Here is a 26,965-nt window from a genome sequence, read left to right on the forward strand (position 1 = left end):
CTCCACTGTGGATCGGGAGAGCCGGGGTTCTTCACTAAAGTACGTGTGTGCGACGTTTCGGGATGCTCCTGGCGCTGGCCGGGCTGGTCATGGCGGGCTGCTCGGGCGGCGACGCCGGGACCGGGTTGCGCGGGGCGATGTCCGAGGTGTCGGGTGGTGAGGCGGATCAGCCGTTCGCATACAACGACCTGGCCCACTGGCGGGAGCTCGGCGTGATGCGGGGCCGGGAGCCGGAGGCCGAGGGGCCCTGGCTGGACGCGGCCTACTTCGGGCTGGACGTGCTCGGGACCCCGGAGCTGCGTGACTCGATCGGCGTCGACCTGTCCGCGGCCGACCGGGCCGTCTCGGTCGGACACCGGCCGGCGGCCGTCCGGCTGGACGGCGCCTTCGACGCCGCGGCCGTGCGGGACAAGCTCGTCGCCTCCGGGGGGAAACCCGTGAAGGTCGGTGACCACGAGGTCATCTCCCGGGGCGGATACGCCACCACGACCGTCGAGAACGGCGGGCTGGCCGTCAGGGGCAACGACGACCCCTTCGCCGAGGTCGCCGTGAGCGACTCCGTCATCGCGACCGGCCCCGGGCTCGCCGACGTGCTCGGCGGCCCGCTCGACCTGGAGGACCATCCCGAGTACGTCGCGGTCGCCGACTGCCTCGGCGACGTGGTCACCGCCGCCCTGCGGCGGCCCGAGACGCCCGGCGGCGTCCGGCTCTACGGGGTCGGCCTGCGCCGTCCCGGCTCGGCGGACGAGCGGCCCTCCAGCGTGATCTGCGTGCTGCCGGAGCCCACTGCGGGCGCCGACGCGCGCAGGGGGTTCGCCGGCGGGTTCACCACGCGGGGTACGACCGACCAGGGCGAGCCGATCGGCCGCCACGCCGAGGAGATCGTCCACGACGAGGTCGAGTCGGAGGGCCTCACGGTGCTGCGCGCCGGGGTACGGCACACCGCCGGGAGTTCGGCGTCGTTCTTCCTCAAGACGTTCTCTCCCGAGAATCTCCTGTAGCCCTCCGGGGAACCACCTGCCGCCCGCTCCGGACCGTTGACAGGGCCGCCCGGGTCACGAGGCGGGACGACCTTTCACTAGGGTTCGCACATGCGAGGTATAGCCCGACGTACGGGTGCGTTCCTGCTGGCGGGCGGGCTGGCCCTGACCGCCTGCTCCGGTGGCGGCGCCAGCCCGCGGCCGGGCGGATCCCCGACCGCGCCTGAGTCCGCGCAGACCCCCGGGAGCTCCGGCGCCCCCGCGTCGCAGGGCCTGCGGGCCGCGATGGCCGGGGTCTCCGGAGACGGGCCCGCCGCCCTCCACTTCGAGTACGGTGACCTGGCCCACTGGCGGGACATCGGCGTCACCACCGATCAGGGGCCGGGGCGGGACAAGACCTGGCTGTCCGTCATCGGGTACGGCCTGGGCGAACTGGTCCGGGCGGGGCGGCCGCTCACCGAGCGGACCGGCATCGCCCCCTACGCGGCCGACCACGCCGTCTCGATCGGCGTGCCGCCGGATACGGCGGTCCGCATCGACGGCGGCGTGGACGCCGAGACGATCAAGACCAAGCTGACCGCGCTGGGCGGCGTACCCGCGAAGATCGGCGATCATGACGGCCTGTCGCTCGCCGACGACCACGCTCTCGACCCGGACGGACCGCTGATCGATCTCGGTCTGGTGAACCAGCTCAACAAGGTCGTCGTCACCGGCTCCACGGTCGCCGTGGGATCGGCCGCCGCACCCGTCTCCGCCGTGCTCGGCGGTGATCGTTCTCTCGCTGACGTCTCCGCGCACGCCGCCGTCGCCGACTGCCTCGGCGACGTCGTCACCGCGGTGCTCACCGTCCCGCAGAACTCCGGGGCGGTGGCGCTGTACGGGGTCGGGCTGCGCCGTCCGGCGTCCCCGGGCGACACGGCCGTCAACGTGATCTGCGTGGCGCCCAGGAGCGGGGCGATCCCCGCGGTGAAACAGGCGCTCACCACCAAGCTCACCACGGCGGCCCCGACCACCCAGGGCACGCTGTACGGGGATCATGCCAAGGAGATCGAACATGACGAGGTGGTGAGCGGGAATTTCACGGTCCTGCGCGCCACCCTCGCCCTCACCCCGGGCACCCCGGCCTCCTTCGTGCACCAGATGCTGCTCACCCGCGACCTGGAAGCGGTCGCCGACCCCACGGCGGTCAACAGCCGCCTGCCGATACCCACGCCGACCTCCTAGGATCTGCGCCCTGGACGGCGTCCTCTCCCGCCGCGCTCACCCGCGAGGGGTCAGTTTGGCCTCCACGGCGTCCAGCACCCAGCCGAGCCCGGCGTCGAAAGCGGTGCCGGCGTCCACGTCCGCGCCGTCGTGCACGGCCCTGGCCAGCGCGGGGTAGCGGCCCGTGGCCAGCATCCCGCTCAGGTACGGCCCGGCCGCGTCCTGCCATTCGCTCTCGGACATCCCGGTGGCGCGCTCGGCCCGGCGGTCGGCGATCTCGCTTCTGATCGCGCCGGTCACGTAGGCGTTGACGGTCTCCACGGCGCGGATCACGGTGTCGACGTCGGCCAGGCCGTCCAGGGCCGCCAGTGAGGACTCCGTCACGGCCAGCGCGTTCGGGCCCAGGCTCGGCCGGCCGCCGAGCAGGTCGGCGAGCCACTCGTGGCGCAGGGCGGTCTGCCTGGTCCGGTGCGCCCGGGTGCGAAGGGCGTCCCGCCAGTCCGTGCCCTTTCCCTCGGGTTTTCCCGCATCCTTTCCGGTGCCCTTTTCCGGGGCCTGCTCCGGCGGGAGGATCTCGGCGTGAATCGCGTCCACCATGAGATCAAATAACTCTTCTTTGGTGGATATATAGCCATAGAGCCGCATCGGCCCGGCGTCGAGTTTGGCGGCGACCTTCCGCAGGGACACCGCTTCCAGCCCGCCCTCGTCGGCCAGCTCGATCGCGGCGGCGACGATCCGCTCCCGGCTGAGCGGCACGGGCGCGGGTCGGGTCTGCGGCTCCGGCCGCTCCCACACAGTCATGGATACATCGTACGGTTGTGATACGTCGTATCGACAAATACACTGTATCGACATGAGACATCGTATCGCCGTAGTCGGAGCCGGCCCCGCCGGTCTCACCTTCGCCCGTGTCATGCACCGGCACGGCCACCCCGTCACCGTCCTCGAACGCGATCCCGCCCCCGACGCCCGGCCCCAGGGCGGCACGCTGGACATGCACGCCGGAATGGGCCAGGTCGCGCTGGCCAAGGCCGGGCTGCTGGAGGAGTTCCACGCACTGTCCCGCCGTGAGGGACAGGCCATGCGCATCCTGGGGGAGGACGGCGCCGTCCTGCGGGACTGGCCGGCCGGGCCCGACGACGACAGGCAGCCCGAGATCGACCGCGGCCTCCTGCGCGACCTGCTGCTCGGTCCCCTCGACGTCCGATGGGGCCGAGGCGTGGCGGAGGTCGTCCCGTCGGCGCGGGACGGGGCGCTCGTGCGCTTCGCGGACGGCTCCGAGGAGCCGTACGACCTCGTGGTCGGCGCGGACGGCGCGTGGTCCCGGGTGCGCCCGGCCGTGTCGGCCGCGATCCCGCACTACACCGGCGTCACCGTCGTCGAGACGACCCTGGACGACGTCGACGAGCGCCACCCCGATCTCGCGCGGCTGGTCGGCGACGGATCCATGTCGGCCTACGGCGCGGACCGGGTGCTCACCGCGCAGCGCAACAGCGGCGGGCGCGTCATGGTGTACGCCCAGCTCCGGGGCCCGGTGGACTGGCACACCGGAGTGGACCCCGCCGACCCCGAGGCGGTGCGATCATGCCTGCTCGCGATGTTCCACGGCTGGGACGACGGCCTGCTCGAACTCCTGCGCCGGGGTAGGGCCTACGTCAACCGGCCGATCCACACCCTGCCGGCGGCCCACACCTGGACGCACACACCCGGCGTCACCCTGCTGGGAGACGCCGCGCACCTGATGCCGCCGCTCGGGGTGGGTGCCAACCTGGCGATGCTGGAGGGCGCCGAGCTGGCCGAGGCGATCCTCGCCCGGCCGGGCCTGGACGAGGTCGTCCGCGCCTACGAGGAGCTGATGTGGCCGCGCGCCGCCCGGTGGGCGGAATTCGCGATCGCCGGCCTCCGGCGTCTCGTCTCCGGCGCCGCGGAGGCGGTCGCCCTCTTCGACGAGTTCCAGCCTTCCGCCTAGGGGGCGCCCTTCACGGCCTGCGCGATCCGGTCGAGGATCTCCGACAGGACCGGGCCGGAGGTGGCGAAGTTCAGCCGGGCGAAGCCCTCCCCGCCCGCGCCGAACAGCGGGCCGGGGCTGAGCATGACCTTGGCCTCGCGCTCCAGGAACACCGCGGGTTCCTCCTGCAGGCCGAGTCCGGACAGGTCCAGCCAGGCCAGGTAGGTGGCGTCGGGCACCCGGTAGCCGATGCCGCCGGGGAGCCGTCCGGCGATCAGTTGCCGGTTGCGGTCGAGCACCGCCAGGGCCTCCGCCAGCCAGTCGTCGCCGTGCCGCCAGGCGGCCACCGTCGCCTCGACCCCGAAGACGTGGGGCGAGCCGTACAGGTGGGCGGGCTGGGCGGCCAGGGCGGCGCGCAGGATGGGCGCGCCGAGGTGTGCCACCGAGCAGCGGATGCCGCCCAGGTTGAACGCCTTGGTGGCGGAGGTGAGCGTGACGGTCCGCTCCGGCAGCAGCGTGGCGAAGGGGATGTGGTCGCCGGAGCCGTGGACCAGGTCGGCGTGGATCTCGTCGGAGATCACCAGCAGGTCGTGGCGCTCGGCCAGCTCGGCCAGCTCGGTCAGCTCCCGGCGGGTGAAGGCACGGCCGGTCGGGTTGTGCGGGTTGACCAGCAGCAGCGCGCGGCAGCGGCCCTCGGCGAGCCGCTCGGCCAGGGCGCCGGAGTCGAACCCCCAGGAGTCCCCGTCCGGTTCCATCTGAATCGGCAACGCCGGGCGGTCCATCTCGTTCAGCGTCCCCAGGAAGGGGGGATAGGCCGGGACGTGCACGGCCACCTGGTCACCGGGCCGGGTGGCGACGTGCAGGATGACCTGGAGGGCCTGGTTGATGTCGGTGAAGGAGCGTACGAGGTCCGGATCGGCGCGCCAGCCGTACCGGCTCTCCATCCGCTCGGCGAAGGCCTCGGCCAGCGGGCCGGACCCGGGCCGGTCGAGCCAGGCGGGATAGCCGAGATCCCCCTGGGCCCGGCGGGCCAGGGCCTCGCGCACCGCGGTAGCGACCGGGAAGTCCATGTCGGCGATCCAGGCGGGGATCACCCCCGGTGCGGGCTGGGACCACTTCACCCCGTCCCGCGACGTCAGCTCCTCCAGGGTCAGCGCGTTCAGGGAATATGTCTCGGTCACCGCCCCAGCCTAACCAGGGCGGTGACCGATATATCAGAAGGTGTCTGGCTTACTGGGAGATGGTGAGTCGAATCAACCGAGACCGGTCTTCATCGCGCTGATCAGCTCGCCGTTGGCGGTGTCACCGCTCAGCTCCCAGAAGAACGCCCCGCCGAGACCCTGGTTCTTGGAGTAGCCCATCTTCCCGCCGATGGTGGCCGGGGTGTCGTAGCTCCACCACTGGTTGCCGCAGTGGGCGTAGGCCGTGCCGGCGATCGTGCCGGTGGCCGGGCACTTGGTCTTGAGGACCTTGTAGTCCTCGTTGCCCGCCTCGTAGGTGCCCGGGGCCGCGCCGGTGGCGGTGCCGCCCGGAGCCGACTGGGTCACCCCGGTCCAGCCGCGGCCGTAGAAGCCGATGCCCAGCAGCAGCTTGCTGGCCGGGACGCCCTTGCCCTTGAGCTTCTGGATCGCGGTGTCGCTGTCGAAGCCCGCGATCGGCATGCCGGGGTAGCCGGTGAGCGGGGAGTGCGGCGCGGTCGGGCCCTGGGCGGCCCAGGCGCCGAAGAAGTCGTAGGTCATGACGTTGTACCAGTCGAGGTACTGGGCGGCGCCGCCGTAGTCGGCCGCGTCGATCTTGCCGCCGGAGGTGCCGTCGGCGGTGATGGCGGCGGTGACCAGGTTGCCGGAGCCGAACTTGGTCCGCAGCGCCGACATCAGGTTCTTGAACGCGGCCGGGCCGCTGGTGTCGCACGTGAGTCCGCAGGCGTTGGGGTACTCCCAGTCGATGTCGATGCCGTCGAACACGTCGGCCCAGCGCGGGTCCTCGACCAGGTTGTAGCAGGACTCGGCGAAGGCCGCGGGGTTGGCCGCCGCCTGGCCGAAGCCGCCGGACCAGGTCCAGCCGCCGAAGGAGTACAGGATCTTGATGTTCGGGTGGGCCTTCTTCAGCTTGCGCAGCTGGTTGAAGTTGCCGCGCAGCGGCTGGTCCCAGGTGTCGGCGACGCCGTCGACGCTCTGGTCGGCGGTGTAGGCCTTCTCGTAGTCGGCGAAGCCGTCGCCGATGGTGCACCGGCCGCCCTGCACGTTGCCGAAGGCGTAGTTGATGTGGGTCAGCTTCGAGGCCGAGCCGCTGGTCACGATGTTCTTCACGTGGTAGTTGCGGCCGTAGACGCCCCAGTTGGTGAAGTAGCCCAGCAGCTTGTTCCCGCCGGTGCCGCGCTCCTTGGTGGTGACCTTCAGCTCGTTGCTCGCCCCGGACCGGTTCCCGGCGGCGTCGCGGGCCTTGACGGTGTAGGTGTACTGGGTCGTGGGCGACAGGCCGGTGTCGGTGTGGCCGGTGCCGGTGACGGTGGCGACGAGGGTGCTGCCGCGGTAGACCTCGTAGCCGGTGACCTTGACGTTGTCGGTGGAGGCGTCCCAGGTCAGCTCGGCGCTGTCCGCGGTGACGGTCCCGGCGCGCAGGTTGCCCGGGACGCTCGGCGCCTCGGTGTCCTCGCCGCCCTCGTCCTCGGTGGTGACCTTCAGCTCGCCGCTCGGCCCGGAGCGCTGACCGGCGGTGTCGCGGGCGCGGACGGTGTAGATGTACTCGGTCCCGGGCGTCAGGCCGGTGTCGGTGTGGCCGGTGCCGGTGACGGTGGTGACGAGGGTGCTGCCGCGGTAGACCTCGTAGCCGGTGACGCCGACGTCGTCGGTGGAGGCGTCCCACTGCAGGGACACGCTGGTCGTGGTGGCCCCGGTGGAGCGCAGGTTCTGGGGGACCGTCGGCGGGGTGTCCCCGCCGGTCTGCCCGGTGACCGAGATCGCCGAGACGGTCGCGTAGTTGGCCCCGCCGTTCATGTTGAACTGCACGTTGAGGGCCCCGTCGGTGACCGTCACCGGGAAGGACTTGTCGCAGGCGGTCAGCCTGCCGCAGGTGGCGAAGATGTCGAAGGCGGTCAACGCGTTGGCGCCCTCGGCCCGGACGTCGAACTTGCGCTGCCCCGCGGCGTTGGCCCAGTCCTCGACCATTTTCAACGTCACCTGGTAGGTGCCGTTCGGCAGGTCGAAGCGGTAGCCGCTCCAGCCGTTGAAGGTGTTGTAGCTCTGGTAGAGCGCGTCGTCGTCGGTGCCGGCGATCGGGCTGCCGGTGGTGTTCGTCCCGTAGCTGGTCTGGTAGCCCCAGTCACCGCTGGTGTACGCCTTGTCGGCCGACCACTGGACGCCTGCGCCGTCGGTGACGGCCGCGCCGCCGGAGTTGACCCGGATGGGTACGGCGGCGGCGCCGTACGCCCCCGGAGCCGTCGCGACGGCGGCTCCGAGGGGGAGCAGAAGCGCTCCCACTACGCCGAAGAGTTTCAAAACAGTTCTGTTTCGCACGAGGAATACCTCTCCTACCTGCGTGGGGGGTGAGAACTAATAGGAAGCTTTCCTATTAATGAGGTGAACGTATCCCCCTGGCCACGACAGGTCAAGAAAGGAATGAGAACCGTGTTTTCAATTTAGGGCCGATATAAATGCATATAAAGATATGTCTGAAAACAGCGATGTGTCCGAAAATGACAATGGCGGCTGCCCGTCCCTGAGGGGATGGGCAGCCGCCATGAGAGCGGAGAGATGCCGAGTCTGTCCGGAGTCGCCGTCGTGAACGGCGGAGCCGTCCGGATCAGAGGCGGCGCAGTGATTCAGAGACGCCGCAGGGGGTCGGAGGCGGTGGATCAGAGACGGCGCAGGACCGCCACGACCTTGCCGAGGACGGTGGCCTCGTCACCCGGGATCGGGTCGTAGTTGGGGTTGTGCGGCACGAGCCAGACGTGGCCGTCCTTGCGCTTGAAGGTCTTGACCGTCGCCTCGCCGTCGATCATCGCCGCGACGATGTCGCCGTTGTCGGCCACCGGCTGCTGGCGCACGACCACCCAGTCGCCGTCGGCGATGGCGGCCTCGATCATCGAGTCACCGGCGACCTGGAGCAGGAAGAGCGTGCCCTCGCCGACGAGCTGCTTGGGCAGGGCGAAGACGTCCTCGATGCTCTCCTCGGCGAGGATCGGCCCACCGGCGGCGATGCGGCCGACGAGGGGCACGTAGGCCGCGGTGGGACGGCTGACCGGCGCCTCCTCCGTGTTCGCGTCGGGGTCGACCCACAGCACCGGCTCGCCGGGCAGCCGGACTTCCAAAGCCCTGGGGCGGTGCGGGTCACGCCGCAGGTAGCCCTTGCGCTGCAACGCCGTCAACTGGTGCGACACGCTGGAGGTGCTGGTGAGCTGCACCGCCTCGCCGATCTCGCGCATCGACGGCGGATAGCCGCGCTGCTGCACCGAGTCGCGGATCACCTCAAGGATCTTGCGCTGCCTGGGGGTGAGGCCGAGGGAGTCACGTCTGCGCACTGCCAGGTCGCTGGCGGCCGCGCCGTTCTCCTTGTGCTCGCTCATGCGATCTCCTTGCCTCCAAGTCCGTGTCCCACATGCCGCACACCAGCGACCGTACTCCGATTGAAGATCATCTTCAAACAATTGTTCGAGTCGTCCTCGAAATCGATAGCGGTGTGGTGTACAACATCGTACGGGAGTTCGATCGACATCGTGTTCGATTCGCCGATCTTTCTTCGACCTGTGTTCGGCCAGGTCGCGGAGATGGGGGGCAGATGAAGGCGACCGCGCAGACGCGACGGCCCCACGGGCCCCATGGGCCCCGGGAGCCCCGGGAGTCCCGCGCATCCCGGAGGGTGCCCGCCCCCGGGCCCGGCCCGGAGGAGAACGTGATCCCCCTCCGTCCCGAGGGGAACGTGATCCCCTTCCGCCCCCGGACGGGCGCCCGGCGTCCCGCGGGAGGCGCGCGCCGTACGGCCCCGGCGGAGGGTGCGCGCCCCGCCCGTCCCACGGGAGGTGCCCGCTCTACGGAAGATGCGCGTTCTGGGGGAGACGCTCGCCCGGCGGGGAACGCACGTTCCGCGGGAGGTGCCCGCCCGGCGGGGAGTGCGCGCTCTGCGGGAGGTGCCTACCCGGTGGGAAACGCCCGCCGGGTCCGCTCCGGGACCCCTTCCCGGAAAGGGACGCGACCTTCCCGCAGGCCCGTCCGGCTCACGCGGCGCGGCCGGATCGTGGTGGTCGTCCTCCTGGTCGCGGCCACCCTCGCTATGCTCTGGATCGGCTCTCGCATCGCCCCGGCCTCGGCGGCCGGGCACCCCGGTCGCGAGGGTCTGCCCTGGGTCGAGGCGCACCAGGGCGACACGCTCCGGGAGGTCGCCGAGGCGGTGACGCCCGAAGGCGACCCCGCCGTGACCGCCCACCGGATCGGGAGCTGAAGGGTCTGTCCGGCACGCTGATCCGGCCGGGCGCCCGCATCCACCTCCCGGGCGGCTCCGCGAGCTGAGCGGGGGGCGGGGTCCGCAGGCTGGAAGGTGCGCCGCGGAGGCGCGCGGGGGAGGATCGGCTCCGGTGTGCGGGAAGGCGTGCCGGAGGTGATCGATCCTGGCGTGTGGGCAGGTGTGCCGCGGGAGGCGGATCCGTGCCCCGGGGCTGCTCCGCAAGGGCGACACGCCCGGCGAAGCCGATTTCGGGCCGCTGATCAGCGACTTCTGTGGCGGGGCCGCGTCTAACTTGCGTTCATGGTCGCGCACTTCTACGGTTGGACCACAACATCTAGTGGCTGTACCGGTGGATCCCACCACAAATTGTGTTTCTATCGTCGCACCTCGATCGTTCGGGGGCGTGCGCGAGCGTTCTTCCGTGGGAGTCGACGGAGGTTCTGAGGCACATGTGGCGGGTGGGTCGGCCGGCGGACCAGGGAGGCGACGCGCGTGCACTGTCCTTTCTGCCGCCATCCCGACACCCGGGTCATCGACAGCCGGTCCACCGAGGACGGCGCGGCCATCCGCCGCAGGCGCACCTGTCCCGAATGCGGGCGCAGGTTCACCACCCAGGAGACCGTGCTGCTCATGGTGAGCAAGCGCAGCGGGGTGACGGAGCCGTTCTCCAGGGACAAGGTGATCGCCGGAGTCCGGCGGGCCTGCCAGGGACGGCCGGTCAGCGAGGACTCCCTGGCGCAGCTCGGCCAGCGGGTCGAGGAGAGCATCCGGGCCACCGGCATCGCGGAGATCCCCGCCCACGAGGTGGGGCTGGCCATCCTGGGCCCGTTGCGCGAGCTGGACGAGGTCGCCTACCTCAGGTTCGCCTCGGTCTACCGGGGTTTCGAGACACTGGCCGACTTCGAGGCCGAGATCGAGAAGTTGCGGGCGGAGCGCTCCGCCCAGCAGGGCTGACATATCAATCATCCCCGGGCGCCGGGGGACGAAGCGGCGCATTGGTGTTGTCCGATTCGCGGGCTCATCCGAGCCCGGAAGGGGGAAGTCATGACGGAGACGGTCAGCGGCGCAGCGGCCCGCGGGGGTAAGCGGCCGCGCAAGGGGCTGAAGATGAAGCGCATCTTCACGACCCCCGGAGTGCACCCCTACGACGAGGTGCGCTGGGAGCGCCGCGACGTCGTCATGACGAACTGGCGTGACGGCTCGGTCAACTTCGAGCAGCGGGGCGTGGAGTTCCCCGACTCCTGGTCGGTCAACGCCACCAACATCGTCACCACCAAGTACTTCCGCGGCGCCGTCGGCACCCCGCAGCGCGAGTGGAGCCTCAAGCAGCTCGTCGACCGCGTGGTGGGCGTCTACACCAGGACGGGCGTCGAGCACGGATACTTCGCGACCGACGAGGACGCGGAGATCTTCGACCACGAGCTCAAGCACGCCCTGGTCAACCAGATCTTCAGCTTCAACTCCCCGGTGTGGTTCAACGTCGGCACCGCCTCGCCGCAGCAGGTCTCGGCCTGTTTCATCCTGGCCGTCGACGACCAGATGGAGTCCATCCTCGACTGGTACAAGGAAGAGGGTGTGATCTTCAAGGGCGGCTCCGGCTCCGGCGTGAACCTCTCCCGGATCCGCTCCTCCAAGGAGCTGCTCTCCAGCGGCGGCACCGCCAGCGGCCCGGTCTCCTTCATGCGCGGCGCCGACGCCTCCGCCGGCACCATCAAGTCCGGCGGCGCCACCCGCCGCGCCGCGAAGATGGTCGTCCTCGACGTGGACCACCCCGACATCGAGGAGTTCATCGAGACCAAGGCGCGCGAGGAGGACAAGGTCCGCGCGCTGCGCGACGCCGGCTTCGACATGGACCTCGGCGGCAAGGACATCGTCTCCGTCCAGTACCAGAACGCCAACAACTCCGTGCGCGTCTCCGAGGAGTTCATGCGCGCGGTGGAGAAGGGCGAGGAGTTCGGCCTGCGCGCCCGCCTGTCCGGCGAGGTCATCGAGAAGGTCGACGCCCGCGACCTGTTCCGCAAGATGGCCACCGCCGCCTGGGAGTGCGCCGACCCCGGCGTGCAGTACGACGACACGATCAACGACTGGCACACCTGCCCGGAGACCGGCCGCATCACCGCCAGCAACCCCTGCTCCGAGTACGTCCACCTGGACAACTCCTCCTGCAACCTGGCGAGCATCAACCTGCTGAAGTTCCTGCAGGACGACGGCTCCTTCGACATCCGGAACTTCGTGAAGATCACCGAGCTGATCATCACCGCGATGGACGTCTCCATCACCTTCGCCGACTTCCCGACCGAGAAGATCGGCGAGACCACCCGGGCCTACCGCCAGCTCGGCATCGGCTACGCCAACCTCGGCGCGCTGCTCATGGCCACCGGCCACGCCTACGACTCCGACGGCGGCCGCGCCATCGCCGGGGCCATCACCTCGCTGATGACCGGTGTGTCCTACCGCCGCAGCGCCGAGCTGGCCGGGGTCGTCGGGCCGTACGACGGCTACGCCCGCAACGCCGAGGCGCACAAGCGCGTCATGCGCAAGCACGCCGCGGCCAACGGTGAGCTGCGCACGCTCGACGCCATGGACCGCGACATCCACACCGAGGCGAGCCGGGAGTGGGCGGACTGCCTCAAGCTCGGCGAGAAGAACGGCTACCGCAACGCCCAGGCCTCGCTGCTGGCGCCCACCGGCACCATCGGCCTGATGATGGACTGCGACACCACCGGCATCGAGCCCGACCTCGCGCTGGTGAAGTTCAAGAAGCTCGTCGGCGGCGGCTCCATGCAGATCGTCAACCAGACGATCCCGCGGGCGCTGAAGAAGCTCGGCTACCAGGACGAGCAGATCGAGGCGATCGTCGAGTTCATCGGCGAGCACGGCCACGTCGTCGACGCCCCGGGCCTGCGCCACGAGCACTACGAGGTCTTCGACTGCGCCATGGGCGAGCGGGCCATCGCCCCCATGGGCCACGTCCGCATGATGGCCGCCACCCAGCCGTTCCTGTCGGGCGCGATCAGCAAGACGGTCAACCTGCCCGAGTCGGCGACCGTGGAGGACATCGAGCAGGTCTACCTGGAGGGCTGGAAGCTCGGCCTGAAGGCCCTGGCCGTCTACCGCGACAACTGCAAGGTCGGCCAGCCGCTGTCGGTCGCCGGCAAGAAGACCGAGGACAAGACCGAGGTCAAGGCCGAGACCGCCGCGGAGCCTGAGGTCCGCGTGGTGGAGATCAGCCGCCCGACCCGCCGCCGGATGCCGAACCAGCGCCCCAGCACCACCACCCGCTTCACCGTGGGCGGCGCCAAGGGCTACATGACGGCCTCGTGCTACCCCGACGACGGCCTCGGCGAGGTCTTCCTGAAGATGTCCAAGCAGGGCTCGACCCTCGCGGGCGTCATGGACGCCTTCTCCGTGGCCATCTCCATCGGCCTGCAGTACGGCGTGCCGCTGGAGACCTACGTCAGCAAGTTCGTCAACATGCGCTTCGACCCGGCGGGCATGACCGACGACCCGGACGTCCGCATGGCGGCCTCGGTGATGGACTACATCTTCCGCCGCCTGGCCCTGGACCACCTGTCCTACGACGAGCGCGCCGCCCTCGGCATCTTCTCCGCCGACGAGCGCGCCGCCCAGCAGCGCGGTGAGGACCCGGCGGCGCTCCACACCGACCAGGTCATCGCCGAGCTGGCCACCTCCGCCCCGATCGAGAGCTCCAGCCCCCGGGCCGAGACCAGGACCGAGGCCCCGGCCCCGGTCCGGGACCTGCCCGAGCCGGTGCGCGGCGGCTCCCTGGAGTCCCACCAGGGCCGCACCGCCGACGCGCCGCTCTGCCTGACCTGCGGCACGAAGATGCGCCCGGCCGGCAGTTGCTACGTCTGCGAGGGCTGCGGCTCCACCAGCGGCTGCAGCTGAGAAACGGGCGCTGACGGCTTGAGCAGCTGATCGGGACAGGGATCCGGGCCACGGCCCGGATCCCTGTCAGCGTCTTCGGCGGCCTCGCCGCCGAGACCGGCACGTGAGCCGGAAGCCGGCCTGCCCGGCAGGCGGCGGGCCCGATCCCGCTGCCGGGTGACGGCGGTCCGTTCAGGGCAGCAGCGCCAGCTTGCCCACGGTCGCCCGCGCCGCCGGTCATCCGCAGCACCTCGGCGGCGAGGCCGGCATCGCGGGAGTCGACGACGTGGTCGGCGCCCAGCGCCCGTACCGCCTCGTGCTTGTCCGGCGAGGCCGTGGCGATCACCGTCGCGCCGTAGTGCTTGGCCATCTTCACCGCGACCTGGCCGGTCCCGCCGGCCGCGGCGTGGATCAGCACGGTCTGTCCTGCGGCGAGGCCGCCCAGCGGCTTGAGCGCGGCCAGCGCGGTCGGCCAGTTCACGACCAGGCCCAGCGCCTGCTCGTCGGCCCAGCCCGCCGGCACCGGCACCGCGCCGGCCGCGGGCAGCACCATGTACTCGGCGAACGCGCCGCCTGCGATGCCGACGCCGACGACGTGGGCGCCGGGCTCCGGATCGGTCACCCCCTCACCGACGGCGATGACCTCACCCGCGCCCTCGATGCCCGCCGGATACGGCGGCTGCGGGCCGCCGGCGAACGTGCCGCGAGCCTGTGAGATGTCGACGAAGTTGACACCGGCGGCGGTGACCCGGATCAGTACCTCGCCCGGGCCCGGGCGAGGTACCGGCGCGTCGGTGATCAGGCGCAGGTCCTGCGGGCCGTTCAGTGACGTCTGCTGCAGGGCGCGCATGGTCGCGGGAACGCTCATGACGGTCGGGCTCCTTTATTTATCGAACGACAAACAAGCCGTGTCATGGCCGCACGAGGCAGGTCAAGGTAAACTTGATCGAACGACAAACAATCACGGAGACGCATCCCGATGGCTGCTCGCGGCAGGCCGCGCACATTCGACCCGGACACGGCCCTGCGCCAGGCGCTGGAGCTGTTCTGGGAACGGGGCTACGAGGGGACCTCGCTCAAGGACCTGGCCGACGCCATGGGCATCGCCTCGGCCAGCATCTATGCCTGCTTCGGCAGCAAGGAGGAGCTGTTCCGCAAGGTCATGGCGCTGTACGGCGCGACGTCGGGTGAGCCGCCCAGGCGCGCGCTGCGCGAACAGCCGACCGCGCGCGCCGCGATCCACGCCATGCTGCGCGCCACCGCCGATGAGATCACCCGGCCCGGCGCCCCGCACTACTGCATGCTCATCCTGGCCGCGCCGACCGGCGCCGTGGAGAACCACGCGATCCGGGAGTTCCTGGCCGGCCTCAGGCACGACCAGTTCACCGCCATCGGAGACCGGCTCGCCCGCGGCGTCGCCGACGGCGACCTCGCCGCGCCGTCCGCCGGCCTCGACGCCGTCGCCCGTTACTACACGACCGTGGTGCAGGGCCTGTCCGTGCAGGCCCGCGACGGAGCCACCCGCGCCGAGCTGGAAGAGATCATCACCTGTGCGATGGCCGCCTGGGGCGCGCTCACGTCCGCGCCGTCGCACATCTGACCGGTCAGTCTCCTGGGCTGCTCCCTGTTTTGAGGGTTTCTCGTAGACGAACTGGGGATATCGCGCGAAAGTCTCCACCAAAAGGTTCAACGATACCGTTGAAGGTATGGCTACTGGTATCAAGGACATCGCCCATGCCGTCGAGGCCGCCGCCGTCATGAGGCTGCTCCCGGGCCGGCCGCGCATGCTCGCCCTGGGAGAGCCCACCCACGGCGAGGACATCCTTCTCGATGTGCGCAACGAGCTCTTCCGGCAGCTCGTCGAACAGGAGGGCTACCGGACGATCGCCATCGAGAGCGACTGCCTGATGGGCCTGGTCGTGGACGACTACGTCACCTCGGGCACGGGCACCCTCGACGAGGCCATGGAGCGCGGCTTCAGCCACGGGTGGGGCGCCTCCGCGGCCAACCGCGAGCTCGTGCGCTGGATGCGCGCCTGCAACGACGGCCGCCCCGCGGCCGATCGGCTGCGCTTCGCCGGGTTCGACGGCCCGCTGGAGTACTGGGCCGCGAGCCCGCGCCAGGCCCTCACCGCACTCCACGGCTATCTCGCGGCCCGGGTGGAGGCGGACCTGCTTCCCTGCACCGCGCAGACGCTCGACCGTCTTCTCGGCGACGACGACCGCTGGTCCGAGCCCGCGGCGGTGATGGAACCGTCCCGGTCCGTGGGTCAGGCGGCCGAGGCCCGGCGGTTGCGGCTGCTCGCCGACGACCTCGTGGCGCTGCTCGACGCGCAGACGCCGCACCTGATCGCGGCCACCTCGCGGGAGGAGTGGGACCGGGCGCGGCTGTACGGGCGCACCGCCACCGGCCTGCTGGGCTATCACTACTGGATGGCCGACACCTCGCCGGGCCGCGTGAGGCGGATGTGCGCCCAGCGGGACTCGATGATGGCCGCCAACCTCCTGGCCCTCGCCGAGCGGGGGCCGGTGCTGGTCCACGCCCACAACAGTCACCTCCAGCGGGAGATGAGCTCGATGCGGATGGGCGACCTGCCGCTGGAGTGGTGGAGCGCAGGCGCGATCGTGAACGCCCACCTGGGCGAGGAGTACGCCTTCCTGGCCACGGCCCTCGGCACGATCCGGCACCGGGGGGTGGACACCCCGCCTGCCGACACCCTCGAAGGGCTCCTGTACGCGCTCCCGGAGGACCGCTGCGTCCTCGACGCCCGCGCCCTGGCCGCAGCCCTCGGTGACGCGCCGCCCGCTCCCCGTCTCTCCCCGTGGTTCGGCTACGCCTCGCTGGACCCGGCCCGCCTGAGCGGCGTCGACGGGGTCGTGTTCGTCAAGGACGTCCCGCAGGGCGGGGCCTTCTTGTAGAACATTATTCCGTACGATCTTCCCATGACCGTCTACGCAGTCGCCCAGATCTCGATCCACGACCGGCAGCGCTACGACAAGTACGTCGCGGGGTTCATGGACGTCCTCCTCGAGTACGGCGGGCGGTTGCTGGCCGCCCAGGAGAACCCTGAGGTCGTCGAGGGGCGGTGGCCGTACGAGAAGATCATTCTGCTGGCCTTCGAGGACCGGCGGGCCTTCGAGGTCTGGGCGGGTTCCCTCGAGTACCGGGAGATCTCCAAGGACCGGGTCGCCTCCACCGGCGGCGTCGTCCTCGCGGTGAACGGCCTCACCTGACGATCACGTGATTAGCGGTCGATCTCAGGGGAAGTCGGCTGGTCCGGGTACGAACCGGCGCGGATGCATCATCGCGGCGCGCCCGGCAGGTATCCGGACCGGCGCCGCCGGGGCCGGTCCGGATACCTGCCGGGCGGTGTCGCCGCGGCGCGCGGGGACGGGCCCGTCAACGGCCGATGCGGTCCGCGCAGCGGCATTGACGCAGGAGGTGACTTCCCATGCTCGGGATCGTGGGCGTTCCGTTGCTGGCCCTGGTCGGATTGATGGTCATGCAGTGGCTGGAAAGTACGGTCCTGTCGTCTCCGGCCGAGGCGCCGTCGATGCCCGTCGCGCCGTCGCCCTCCACGGCCTCGCCCTCCACGGCCTCGCCCTCCACGGCCTCGCCCTCCACGGCCTCGCCCTCCACGGCCTCGCCCTCCGCATCATCGCCCTCCACCGCGCCGCGTGAGGAGGAGCCCCGCGAGCAGGCCCGTCACACCGCCTCCGCCCACCCGTCCGGGCCGTCGTCGTCGGTGCGCCAGGCCGCGCCGGGACGGCGGACCGCCACCGCCTGCCGGGTGCGGACCCGCCACGGCGCCGTCCTGCCGGCGCGGCCGCACCGGATCGGCGGCAGCCTCCGCTGAGGCGCGCGGTCCCGGCGCCCCCGATCGCGGCGGCCCGCTAGAGCCAGTGGTTGTCGTGGCGCAGGAAGAACTCGGCCAGTTCCTCCTCGCCCGGCCTGCCTGACACGGCGAGCTCCGCGAGCCCCTCGAAGTAGCCCTCGCGGGGCGCGCCGGGGGAGAAGTGCAGGAGCATCGAGGCCGGCTCGCCCGACTCGTTGCGGAAGCCGTGGATCCCGCCCTCCGGGACGTGCACGAAGTCGCCCGGGACCGTGTCGATCCAGCGGTCGCCGTTGAAGATCCGGACGGTCCCGGTGAGGATGAAGAACGACTCGGAGATCGACCGGTGGAAGTGCGGGCCGGGCCCGGACGGCTCGGGGCCCATGTTCCACCGGTAGAGGCCGAACTTCCCGCCGGTGGAGGCGCCCGTCGCCAGATAGTCCACCGTGTTGCCGTTCTGGTAGGTCAGGTCGGGCTGGTGGCCCGCGGGGCGGAAGGTGGCGCTGATCTCACCTTTGTCCCCGAAATAGCTTGGTTCCGGATATGTCATGATCTTCACTCTAGGCGATCGGCTCCGGAGAAGGCCGGGAGGTCACGACGCGAGCCGCGCCAGGACCCCGGCGACGCGTTCGACGTCGGCCTCGGTGGTGCGCCAGTTGCTGAAGGCGGCCCGCAGCGCCGGCACTCCGTCGTAGACCGTCGGCGTCAGGAACGCCTCGCCCGACTCGGTGATCGCGGTGACGAGCTCCCCGGCCCGCTCGGGCTCCCGGGCGAGGGTGAAGCAGACGACGTTGAGCCGGACGGGGGCGAGCAGCCGGTACCCGGGCATCGCGGCGATGCGCTCGCCCAGCAGCCCGGCCAGGGCGATGTCGCGCCGGACGATCTCGGCGTGCCCCTCGCGCCCGTAGGCCGCGAGCGTGAACCACGCCGGGATCGCGCGCAGGCGGCGGGAGTTCTCCGGGGTCAGGTGCACGAAGTCGGGGTCGTCGCTCAGCGGCCCGAGGTAGGCGGCGGAGTTGGCGAAGGTCCTGATCTGCAGGTCGCGGCGGCGGGTGAACTGGACCGCGCTGTCGTAGGGGACGTTCAGCCACTTGTGCAGGTCGACGCAGATCGAGTCGGCCTCGCCGAGCCCGTCGAGCAGGTGGGCGTGCGCGGGGGAGAGGGCGGCGAAGGCCCCGAAGGCCGCGTCCACGTGCAGCCAGAAGGGGTACCGCTCGCGCAGCGCGGCGATCGCCCGCAGGTCGTCGAAGTCGACGGTGTTCACGGTCCCGGCGTTGGCGACCACGATCGCGGGCCGCCCTCCGAGCTCCTCCAGCGCCCGCTCCAGCCGTGTCACGTTTACGGCCTCGCGTCCCGGCAGCACCTCGACCCGGCGCAGCGCCGAGCGTCCCAGCCCGAGCATGGACACGGCCTTGCCGATGCTGGAGTGCGGGCTCGCGGACAGCACGGTGACCGGGCCCAGAGCGGCCAGTCCTTGATCGGCCACCGAGATCCCGGCCCGCTCGCCGAGCCATTCCCTGCCGACGGCCAGGCCGGTGAAGTTGGACATGGTCGCGCCGCTGACGAGGGTCCCCTCGTGCTCGCCGGGCAGGCCGAACAGCTCACGCAGCCAGGCGACGGTCTCGCGCTCCAGGTCCGGGCCGGTGGAGTCGATGCCGGAGGTGGGGTTCTGGTCCAGGGTGCCGGTCAGCCAGTCGCCGGCCAGCGAGGCCGGGGTGGCGCCGCCGGTGACGAAACCGAGATAGCGGGGCCCGGCGCTGGCGGCGAGACCGGCCTCCCACCGCTCGGCGAAGGCCTTCACCGCCCCCCGCAGCCCCGTCCCCTCCGCGGGCAGCGGCTCGGGCCGGCGCCGTGCGGGAACCCGGGCGACGGGCCGGTCGTCGAGCCCCTCCAGGAGCCGTACGGCGTAGGCCCGCGTCTCGTCGAGCAGTTCGGGCAGGCGTGCGAGGTCGTCATCGAGAAGCGGATGCATGCCACCACCGTAGGATCCCGGCCCGTCCCCGTCTCCGGCCAATCCGCCCAAATGGCCTTGACGGCGCCCGCCGTCAGGTGACGATCCAGCGGCGGCCGATCTCCTCGGGGGTGGGCGGCGGGCCGGGCAGGGGCTCGGCCGAGGTCAGGTGGAGGCCGTCGAGGATCAGCTCCAGATAGCGGTGGCGCATCTCGACGGTGCGCTCCTCGTCGACGAGATGGACGGCGGCGAGCTGCTCGAAGACCATCGAAAGGTCGGAGACCTCCAGGCCGGGACGGAGGACGCCGGCGTCCCTGGCCCGCTCGAAGACCCGCACGGCCAGGCTCTCGGCGTACTCCGACTCGCGGAAGAGGTCCTCGTCCGGGGCGAAGGTGCCCGCCAGGTTCAGCGTGAGGGAGTGGGTGTCGGCGTCCACGATGCGGCGCATGAAGTCGGCGAAGACGCTCCACGGGTCGCGCTCGTCGGCCAGGGCCGCCTCCGCCTCGGCGATGTAGATCTTCAGGCCGTCGGAGCAGAGCTTGCGCAGCAGGATCTCCTTGCTGGCGTAGCGGCGGTAGAGCGCGCTGATCCCCACGCCGGCCCGCTCGGCCACGGCCGCGATCGGCGCACCGGGGTCGGCGACGAAGACCGCGCGCGCGGCCTGGAGGATCGTCTGGTCGTTGCGGGCCGCCTGGGCCTTGCGGCCGCTCATCGGGGCCGGGGTCGTCGTCTCCATACCACCAATGTAACCTACGGAACAAAATATTCCGTTCTAGGATTGGGTGAAATCCGACATCATCTGTCACTCTGGGCGGGTGATCGAGGAGTTCGAGGCCCACCGGCCGAGGATGTTCGGCCTGGCCTATCGGATGCTCGGCTCCGCGGTGGAGGCCGAGGACGTCGTCCAGGACGCCTACCTGCGCTGGAGCGGGATTGAGCCGGGCTCGGTCGCCTCCCCGGGCGCCTGGCTCGCCAAGGTGGTCACCAACCTCTGCCTCAACCGGCTGACCGCCGCCCGCGCCACCCGGGAGAGCTACGTCGGGCCCTGGCTCCCCGAGCCGGTGCCGACCGACGTGCTCGGCCCGCTGGAGACCGCCGAGCAGCGCGACTCGGTGTCCATGGCGTTCCTGGTCCTGCTGGAGCGGCTCACCCCGGCGGAGCGGGCCGTCTTCGTGCTCAGGGAGGCCTTCTCCTACGGCTACCGCGAGATCGCCGAGGTGCTGGACCTGACGGAGGCCGGCTGCCGCCAGCTCCACCGCCGGGCCCGGCAGCGGGTCGGCGAGCGCCCCAGGTTCGACGCCCCCGGCGAGCAGCGCCGCAGGATCGTGGAACGCTTCCTGAAGGCGGCCGAGAACGGTGACCTGCCGGGACTGGAACAGGTCCTGGCCGCCGACGTGGTCTCCTGGTCGGACGGCGGCGGCAGGGTCAGCGCGGCGCTGCGGCCGGTCACCGGCCGGGACAGGGTCGTCCGCTATCTGGTGGGGCTCACAGTCAAGTACGGCGCGGGCGCCGAGGCGCACTACGCCGAGGTCAACGGTCAGGACGGGATCGTGCTGGCGAAGGACGGGCAGGTCGTCATGGTGTCCGTGGTGGAGATCGCGGACGGCGAGGTGGTCGGTCTGCGAGGCGTGCTCAACCCCGGCAAGCTGGGCCGGTTCCGGTGGCCGGCCGGAGGCGTGTGATCACGGGGTTCGCCGCCGCGACGCCCGGTCCGGGGCGCCCGCCGGAGGAATCCCGGAAAAAATCATGGAGTTCCCCGCGGATCCTGTCACGTTCGCGGGGGCTCGCCGGTTCCTAGCTGCATGACACACACCATCCTCGTCACCGGCGGCACGGGCACCCTCGGCCGCCACGTCGTCGACCGGCTCACCGCCGCCGGTCACTCCGTCCGCGTGCTGAGCCGCACGCGCCCGCCGTACATCGGCGATCTGACCACCGGGGCCAGCCTGGCCGAGGCCGTCGAGGGGGTGCGGACGATCGTCCACCTGGCCAGCGACCCCTTCAAGAGGGGGGCCGACGTCGAGGCCGCCCGGCGCCTGATCGCCGCGGCGCCCGAGGGGACGCACCTCCTCTATGTCTCCATCGTCGGCGTCGACCGGCACCCCTACTCCTACTACCGTACGAAGTACGAGGTCGAGGGCATGATCGAGCGCTCCGGCCTGCCGTACACCATCCTGCGGGCGACGCAGTTCCACGACCTGGTCCGTTACGGCGCGCGCATGCTGGCCCGGCTGCCGGTCATGTTCGTCCCGGCCGGGACGAGCTTCCAGCCGGTCGAGGCCGCGGACGTCGCCGAGCGGCTGGCCGAGTTGGCCGTGGGCGAGCCCGCCGGGCGCGTACCCGACATGGGCGGGCCGGAGGTCCTCGGCGCGGCCGAGATCGCGCGGATCCATCTTCGGGCGACGGGCAGACGGCGGCCCGTGCTGCCGGTCCCCATCCCGGGCAAGGTGTTCGCCGCCTTCCGCGGGGGCGTGCACACGGTGCCCGAACGCCGCGACGGCCGGGTCACCTTCGAGGAGTTCCTGACCGCGGCCGAGGACCGCTCCGGATACAGCGAGGCGGGCCGGTGAGCGCGCGGCCGGAGCCGGTCGTGACGGCCGGGGGCGAAGCGGAGCGGGACCGGGCGAAGGGAGATCGGGTGAGGCGGGATGCGGCGGCCGGAGGTTCCGGGGAGCGGGGCCGGGCGACGGGGTGGGGTCCGCCGCCCGGGGTCTCGCGATGGTTCCGTGCGGGCCTGGTCTATCTGGCGCTGACGCAACTCGTGATCGGGGCGTGGGCGCTGGTCTCCCCGGCCGGTTTCTACGAGGGGTTCCCGCTGCCCGGCCGCCGGTGGGTGGACCCGCCGTACAACGAGCACCTGCTGCTCGACTTCGGCGGCCTCAACCTGGGGTTCGGGGTGATGCTCGCGGTGGCGGCCGTCACGCTGGACCGGCTGCTCGTCCGCACTCTCCTGGTGGGATTCCTGGTCTTCGCGGTGCCGCACCTGGCCTTCCACCTGGGGCACCTCGGGCACTTCCCGCCGGTGGACGCGGCCGGCCAGGCCGTCACGCTGTCGCTGGCCGTACTGATCCCCGTGGCGCTGCTGGGCCGGAGCCTGCGGGGGATCAGGCGGCGGGGGTCGGACCGTTCGCCCGGGGGAAACGGATGACGTTGCGGCCCGTGTAGGCGCGCAGATCGACGACCTTGGGATCCCCCGGACTCCGGCGGCGTGTCGCGGAGCGGATGTCCCTGATCTTGATCCGCGCCACATGCGGTGGAACGACCACAAGTCTCCTCATTGAGCCCCCCGGCGTGATGATTCCGTTATATGAAATATGCACATAACCGTATAAGACGGCCGTAAGGATCGTGTCAGTAGGGCAGCCTGCGGCCCGACGGCGACCGTAGGTCCAGATCGGCCGTCCGGACGGGACGGCGCCGGGTCTGTGTCCGGGTGAGCTTGATGCGTCGCATGGTCTGCCCTCCTTTCCTCACTGTCACTGTGCGCCGGGGCGCTTGACATCCGGTTGGCGGCCGCTTGCAGGGCCGCCTCCCGGGAGGTGCATGCGGGCAAACCTATAGGCGTGGCACGTCCGGTTCAATAGGTTCAGTGACTCTGGGAATCCGTATTTATACGTGTAGTGACGAGCCTTTGGCCACCTGTTGGGCGGGGACCTGGGACGATGCCGCCCCGAAGGTCACCGTGCGGTGTAGGTGAGGTCGATCTGATCCATCGCGGTGGCGGGGCCCTCGGCCAGGACGCGTACGGCGCGGCCCTGAAGGTCCAGCATGACCACTTCCCTGTCCTTCCCCCGTGATCTGATCCCCAGCAGGTTGCGTTCGCCCAGCCAGCCGGCGAAGTCCGTCCCCTCGGGCAGGGGCACGGTGGCCTTCTTTGCGCCGGTGACGTAATCCCATAGACAGATGTTTCCCGATTTATCGGGACAAACCGTAGTGACGACCGTGCCCAGCGGGGTGACCGCGACGTCGTCCCACGTCGCCTGGCCGACCGAGCGCAGCGTGCGCACGAGCGAGCCGTCGAGGTTCCTGACCCGGACCGCACCGCCGGGAGCCTGCTGGACCACGGTCGTCCCGTCGGGACCCCAGGCGTATATATACGGCTGGTCGTTGTCGTCGGCGACGGCGACGAACCGCGCGCTGCGCGTGGCCGCGTCCACGATCGTGAAGCCCGTGCTCCGCCCGATCAGCTGGTGCGGCCCGACCGTCTCGAAGGTGGTCAGCAGCACCCGGGAACCATCGGGCGACCAGCGCGGATAGCGGCTCTGCGCCGGTCGCCGCACGGTCCGCACGACGGACTGCCCGCCGGTGGCCCGGTCGACGATCCGGATCTGGTCGAAGTCGAAGAAGTCGGTCTTGAAATGCGGGCTGACCACGAAGAACGAGCCGCCCGGGGAAACGACGAGGTCGTTCCTGCCCTCGAACTTCTCGAAGGCGTCCCCGTCGCGGGCCCTGACGAACGGCGGGCCCGAGCTCGTGACCTCCCGGTTGTCCTCGTAGGAGGTGACCCGCCAGGAGTCCGCGGGGTTCTCCCGCAGTGTGATCTCCGTTCCCGGGATCCGCACCGACGTGGTCGACTCCGCGGCCATGGTCCCGCCGGTCCGGCGCTGGGCGGGGGGAGCCGCCGTCCCGCGCTCCGCCGTACCGCCCCCGGACGCGCCGCCGTCCGGCCGATCGCCCACCGCCATGTGGATCCCGGCCCCGGAGGCGAGTGCGAGCACCACCGCGGCCAGTCCCGTGACGATCCCGCGGCGGCCGCGCATGACCTCGCCCATGCCGCGGGCGGAGGAGGGGATCGTGTCACCCTCCCGCAGGGACGGGTCCTCCTCCACGCCGGGATCGCGCCCCCCGGCCCGGGCGCGGCCCTCGGCCAGCAGGCGCGGCGGCGCGACGGCGTGGCCGAGCAGCCGCAGCAGCGCCGCCGTGGCGGTCGGCCGCACGGCCGGATCCTTGGCCAGGCACTGCAGGACCAGCTCCCGCAGTTCCCCCTCCAGTTCGCCCACCTTCGGCTCGCCGGACAGGATCCGGTGGATGGTCGCCGGAACCGGCCCCGTCCCGAACGGGGGCGAACCGGTCGCCGCGCAGGTCACCGTGGCCGCCCAGGCGAACATGTCGGAGGCCGGCCCGGTCGGCGCCCCGCTGAACTGCTCGGGCGCCATGTAGGGCGGGGTGCCGACGATGTGCTCGGCGGTGGCCTCGGAGTCCTCCGCCCGGGCGATCCCGAAGTCGATGACGCGGGGCCCGTCCCTGGCCAGCAGCACGTTGGCGGGTTTGAGATCCCGATGGACCACGCCCGCCTGGTGGATCGCCGACAGGGCGGTGAGCATGCCGATCGCCAGCCTGCGCAGCTCCGTACCCCGCAGGACCCCGCGCTCGTCGATCACCTGCGCGAGGCTGGGGCCGTCGACGTACTCGCTGACGATGTACGGCGCGCCGCCGAACTCGCCGTGCTCCAGCACCTGCGCCGTGCAGAACGCCTTCACCCGCAGGGCGAGCTCGATCTCCCGGTGGAACTCGGTGAGGGCGGAGTCGTCACTCCCCGCGCGCAGCAGCTTGACCGCGACCCGCTCACCCGAGGGCGACTCGGCCAGGTAGACCACGCCCTGCCCGCCCGCGCCCAGCCGGCCGGTGATCCGATGACCGCCGATCCACGCGGGATCGGCGGCGCGCAGGGGATCGACCGGCATCAGGGAGCCGACCGGCGGGTGAAGCTCAGGATCGAGTTCACCTTCCTGCCCATGATGTCGGCGAGCACCCGCTGCGTCCCCCCGGCGAAGTCGATCACCTGGGCCTGGCGGTTCTTCCCGACGTTCTTCACCACCAGCAGGTGGTTCTCGTTGAACCAGCCCAGGAGCTCGTTCACATCGGTGCCGGGGATGGTGTGGCGGCGGTTGCCGGTCGCGGTGTCCCACACGCAGATGCCCTGGTCCTTGGGGCAGACGGTGGTGAAGAGCTTGCCGGAGGGGGAGAACCAGTTCACGCTCCGGGGAGCGCCGACCCAGTGCATGGTCCGGACGATCTGCCCCTGGAGGTTGTAGAAGTCGGCGCCGGAGGTCTTGCCGTCGAAGTAGCGCCGGGCGACCGATCCGTCGGGGGCGAAGGTGAAGGGGTCGGTGGAGGAGCCCACGACCTCGGTCACCACGAGGGTGGACTTCCTGGCGGCCACGTCCACGAGCACGAAGCCGCCGCTCACCTGCTTGTCCTTCTGGACGACCGAGAGCAGGACCTTGGAGCCGTCCGCCGACCACACCGGGAAGGCGGTCTCGAACGGCTTCTTCACGGTCGGCACCGTGAAGGCCTCACCGGTCGCGACCTCGGTGATCTTGAGGTAGTCCGTGTCCGACTGGGTGAACTTCAGGTTGGGGCTGAGGGCCACCAGTTCCTCGTCGGGCGACAGGGCCGGGGACATCACGTTGTCCACCCGGCGGTAGACGTCCTTGCCCTTCTCCCGGGCGAAGGTGTCGAAGGGGGCCTCCACGGTGGCGTAACCGCTGAGCCTGACCGGGTCCTCCGGGTGTTCGTGCAGGACGATGCCGATGTCGGGCAGGGGGATGTTCCTGGACGCCTTCTCCACCTCCTCCAGCGGGGACAGCACGACCTCCGGCCCCGTGGCACCGGGCTTTGCGGAGGGGAGGAGTTCTCCCGCCGGGGACGGCGTGCCTGCGGCGACGGGGGTCGAGGCCGCAGACGGGGACGTGAGCAGGTATACCGTGCCGCCGGACAGCAGGGCGATGGCCATGGCACCGGCGCCCAGCAGCAGCGGCCGGCGGCGCCGTACGGGGCGGGTGGCGGCCGGGGCGGGGCCGAGGTCGGTGGTGAGCAGCTCGCCGACCAGCCTGAGCAGGACGTCGCTCGCCGCCGGGCGGCCGCCCGGGTCCTTGGCCAGGCACATCGCGACGGTGCCGCGCAGGTCGTCCTCCACCGCGCCCAGGTCCGGCTCGTCGTTGAGGATGCGGTTGACGGTCCCGGCCATCGAGCCGCCGTCGAAGGGGGAGCGTCCCGTCGCGGCGAACACCAGCGTCGCGGCCCAGCCGAACAGGTCGGCCGCGGACGCGGGGTCCGCGCCGCGGAGCACCTCGGGGGCGGTGAAGGCCGGGACGCCGACCCTGCGGGTGTCGGCGGCCTCGGTCGCGGACAGGGCCCTGGCCACCCCGAAGTTGATCACCCGTGGCCCGTCGGGGCCCAGCACGACGTTGTCGGGGCGGATGTCACCGTGGATCATCCCGGCCTGGTGGACGGCCACCAGCGCCGTCATCATGCCGACCGCGAGCCGGTGCAGCGCCGCACCCCGCAGGGTGCCCCCGGAGGCGACGGCCTCCTGGAGGTCGGGGCCGTCGATGTACTCGCTCACGATGTACGGCCGGCCGTCCGCCACCCCGGTGCCCAGGACCTCGGCGGTGCAGAACGCCGAGATCTCCCGCAACGGCCCGGCCGCGGCGAGGAAGCGCTCCCGGTCGAGGTCGGCCGGGAGCAGTCTGACGACGACCCGGCCCCCGCCGGGCGAACGTCCCAGATAGACCGCTTCCCCGAGCCGGCCGGTGATCTCGTACTCATCCACGCGTCCGGGATCCCCCGGGCCGATCGGCCCGACATCCGGCATGATGATTCCCCCCTGAGACGGTCATTGCGGATCACCAATTATGGGGATCAAGGCTGACAAAGGGCACTCCTTCGGCCAAGATGACCAGGCCGACCGGCCCGGCCGTCCCCGTGCCGTCCTCCCGGAT

The 26,965-nt window shown here is 71.3% G+C and carries 22 protein-coding genes and 1 pseudogene; 13 read left to right on the forward strand and 10 right to left on the reverse strand.

Features of this window, described 5'->3' with window-relative positions:
- Nucleotides 1–47: 47 nt before the first annotated feature.
- Together Pta02_RS12195 and Pta02_RS12200 are read left to right on the forward strand one after the other, a co-directional pair.
- Complete coding sequence (locus Pta02_RS12195) at nucleotides 48–1,001, forward strand: hypothetical protein (protein WP_203874876.1); 954 nt, start codon at nucleotides 48–50, stop codon at nucleotides 999–1,001.
- A gap of 90 nt (nucleotides 1,002–1,091) precedes the next feature.
- Complete coding sequence (locus tag Pta02_RS12200; RefSeq protein ID WP_203874877.1) at nucleotides 1,092–2,204, forward strand: hypothetical protein; 1,113 nt, start codon at nucleotides 1,092–1,094, stop codon at nucleotides 2,202–2,204.
- Between the two features lie 36 nt (nucleotides 2,205–2,240).
- On the opposite strand, the gene Pta02_RS12205 is transcribed toward Pta02_RS12200, so the two are convergent.
- Entirely contained in the window at nucleotides 2,241–2,984 is a 744-nt protein-coding gene (locus Pta02_RS12205; protein ID WP_203874878.1) for a TetR/AcrR family transcriptional regulator, read from the reverse strand.
- 52 nt (nucleotides 2,985–3,036) lie between these two features.
- Between Pta02_RS12205 and Pta02_RS12210 the strand changes: the two genes are divergently transcribed.
- Nucleotides 3,037–4,152 carry an FAD-dependent oxidoreductase gene (locus Pta02_RS12210; protein WP_203874879.1) on the forward strand — a complete coding sequence of 372 codons (1,116 nt, stop codon included), beginning with the start codon at nucleotides 3,037–3,039 and terminating at the stop codon, nucleotides 4,150–4,152.
- Here the strand turns inward: Pta02_RS12210 and Pta02_RS12215 are convergent.
- The 3 genes from Pta02_RS12215 to lexA all read right to left on the reverse strand — a co-directional run bounded on the left by Pta02_RS12215 (nucleotide 4,149) and on the right by lexA (nucleotide 8,695).
- Nucleotides 4,149–5,312, reverse strand: a complete 1,164-nt coding sequence (locus tag Pta02_RS12215; protein WP_239130322.1) for a MalY/PatB family protein — start codon at nucleotides 5,310–5,312, stop codon at nucleotides 4,149–4,151. The genes Pta02_RS12210 and Pta02_RS12215 overlap by 4 nt on opposite strands.
- A gap of 72 nt (nucleotides 5,313–5,384) precedes the next feature.
- Entirely contained in the window at nucleotides 5,385–7,610 is a 2,226-nt protein-coding gene (locus tag Pta02_RS41885) for a glycosyl hydrolase family 18 protein (RefSeq protein ID WP_275423574.1), read from the reverse strand.
- A gap of 374 nt (nucleotides 7,611–7,984) precedes the next feature.
- Complete coding sequence (gene lexA, locus Pta02_RS12235; protein WP_239130325.1) at nucleotides 7,985–8,695, reverse strand: transcriptional repressor LexA; 711 nt, start codon at nucleotides 8,693–8,695, stop codon at nucleotides 7,985–7,987.
- A gap of 668 nt (nucleotides 8,696–9,363) precedes the next feature.
- On the opposite strand from lexA, the gene Pta02_RS12240 reads away from it, so the two are divergent.
- The 3 genes from Pta02_RS12240 to Pta02_RS12250 all read left to right on the forward strand — a co-directional run bounded on the left by Pta02_RS12240 (nucleotide 9,364) and on the right by Pta02_RS12250 (nucleotide 13,479).
- Nucleotides 9,364–9,567 carry a hypothetical protein gene (locus tag Pta02_RS12240; protein ID WP_203874880.1) on the forward strand — a complete coding sequence of 68 codons (204 nt, stop codon included), beginning with the start codon at nucleotides 9,364–9,366 and terminating at the stop codon, nucleotides 9,565–9,567.
- 495 nt (nucleotides 9,568–10,062) lie between these two features.
- Entirely contained in the window at nucleotides 10,063–10,524 is a 462-nt protein-coding gene (nrdR, locus tag Pta02_RS12245; protein ID WP_203874881.1) for a transcriptional regulator NrdR, read from the forward strand.
- 90 nt (nucleotides 10,525–10,614) lie between these two features.
- Nucleotides 10,615–13,479, forward strand: coding sequence for a vitamin B12-dependent ribonucleotide reductase (locus Pta02_RS12250; protein WP_203874882.1), 2,865 nt, complete (start codon nucleotides 10,615–10,617; stop codon nucleotides 13,477–13,479).
- A gap of 265 nt (nucleotides 13,480–13,744) precedes the next feature.
- Here the strand turns inward: Pta02_RS12250 and Pta02_RS12255 are convergent.
- Nucleotides 13,745–14,326: pseudogene (locus tag Pta02_RS12255) on the reverse strand (alcohol dehydrogenase catalytic domain-containing protein); the annotation flags it as partial.
- 111 nt (nucleotides 14,327–14,437) lie between these two features.
- On the opposite strand from Pta02_RS12255, the gene Pta02_RS12260 reads away from it, so the two are divergent.
- The 4 genes from Pta02_RS12260 (at nucleotide 14,438) to Pta02_RS12275 (ending at nucleotide 17,314) form a co-directional block, all read left to right on the forward strand.
- The gene (locus tag Pta02_RS12260) at nucleotides 14,438–15,058 is read left to right on the forward strand and encodes a TetR/AcrR family transcriptional regulator (protein WP_203874883.1); all 621 of its coding nucleotides are present in this window, start codon (nucleotides 14,438–14,440) and stop codon (nucleotides 15,056–15,058) included.
- Between the two features lie 106 nt (nucleotides 15,059–15,164).
- A complete protein-coding gene (locus Pta02_RS12265) occupies nucleotides 15,165–16,376 on the forward strand; it encodes an erythromycin esterase family protein (RefSeq protein ID WP_203874884.1) in 1,212 nt (403 codons plus the stop codon).
- A 24-nt stretch (nucleotides 16,377–16,400) separates the two neighbouring features.
- On the forward strand, nucleotides 16,401–16,691 hold the full coding sequence (locus Pta02_RS12270) for a DUF1330 domain-containing protein (RefSeq protein ID WP_203874885.1): 291 nt from the start codon (nucleotides 16,401–16,403) through the stop codon (nucleotides 16,689–16,691).
- 218 nt (nucleotides 16,692–16,909) lie between these two features.
- Nucleotides 16,910–17,314 (forward strand): hypothetical protein, encoded by a 405-nt coding sequence (locus Pta02_RS12275; protein ID WP_203874886.1) that lies wholly within the window; start codon nucleotides 16,910–16,912, stop codon nucleotides 17,312–17,314.
- Nucleotides 17,315–17,351: 37 nt separating this feature from the next.
- Here the strand turns inward: Pta02_RS12275 and Pta02_RS12280 are convergent, their stop codons facing one another.
- The 3 genes from Pta02_RS12280 to Pta02_RS12290 all read right to left on the reverse strand — a co-directional run bounded on the left by Pta02_RS12280 (nucleotide 17,352) and on the right by Pta02_RS12290 (nucleotide 19,977).
- Nucleotides 17,352–17,840, reverse strand: a complete 489-nt coding sequence (locus Pta02_RS12280) for a cupin domain-containing protein (protein ID WP_203874887.1) — start codon at nucleotides 17,838–17,840, stop codon at nucleotides 17,352–17,354.
- A 42-nt stretch (nucleotides 17,841–17,882) separates the two neighbouring features.
- Nucleotides 17,883–19,262 (reverse strand): pyridoxal phosphate-dependent decarboxylase family protein, encoded by a 1,380-nt coding sequence (locus tag Pta02_RS12285; protein WP_203874888.1) that lies wholly within the window; start codon nucleotides 19,260–19,262, stop codon nucleotides 17,883–17,885.
- A 73-nt stretch (nucleotides 19,263–19,335) separates the two neighbouring features.
- Complete coding sequence (locus Pta02_RS12290; RefSeq protein WP_239130328.1) at nucleotides 19,336–19,977, reverse strand: TetR/AcrR family transcriptional regulator; 642 nt, start codon at nucleotides 19,975–19,977, stop codon at nucleotides 19,336–19,338.
- 79 nt (nucleotides 19,978–20,056) lie between these two features.
- On the opposite strand from Pta02_RS12290, the gene Pta02_RS12295 reads away from it, so the two are divergent.
- From Pta02_RS12295 to Pta02_RS12305, 3 genes are all read left to right on the forward strand, one after another.
- Entirely contained in the window at nucleotides 20,057–20,923 is an 867-nt protein-coding gene (locus tag Pta02_RS12295) for an RNA polymerase sigma-70 factor (protein ID WP_307837459.1), read from the forward strand.
- 120 nt (nucleotides 20,924–21,043) lie between these two features.
- Nucleotides 21,044–21,811 (forward strand): SDR family oxidoreductase, encoded by a 768-nt coding sequence (locus Pta02_RS12300; RefSeq protein WP_203874889.1) that lies wholly within the window; start codon nucleotides 21,044–21,046, stop codon nucleotides 21,809–21,811.
- A 68-nt stretch (nucleotides 21,812–21,879) separates the two neighbouring features.
- Nucleotides 21,880–22,389, forward strand: coding sequence for a hypothetical protein (locus Pta02_RS12305; protein ID WP_203874890.1), 510 nt, complete (start codon nucleotides 21,880–21,882; stop codon nucleotides 22,387–22,389).
- A gap of 529 nt (nucleotides 22,390–22,918) precedes the next feature.
- On the opposite strand, the gene Pta02_RS12310 is transcribed toward Pta02_RS12305, so the two are convergent.
- A complete protein-coding gene (locus Pta02_RS12310; protein ID WP_203874891.1) occupies nucleotides 22,919–24,925 on the reverse strand; it encodes a serine/threonine-protein kinase in 2,007 nt (668 codons plus the stop codon).
- Nucleotides 24,925–26,796 carry a protein kinase domain-containing protein gene (locus Pta02_RS12315; protein WP_203874892.1) on the reverse strand — a complete coding sequence of 624 codons (1,872 nt, stop codon included), beginning with the start codon at nucleotides 26,794–26,796 and terminating at the stop codon, nucleotides 24,925–24,927. Before Pta02_RS12315 ends, Pta02_RS12310 begins: the two co-directional genes overlap by 1 nt.
- Nucleotides 26,797–26,965: the final 169 nt, after the last annotated feature.

Source organism: Paraplanobispora takensis, from assembly GCF_016863195.1.
Classification (GTDB): Bacteria; Actinomycetota; Actinomycetes; order Streptosporangiales; family Streptosporangiaceae; genus Planobispora; species Planobispora takensis.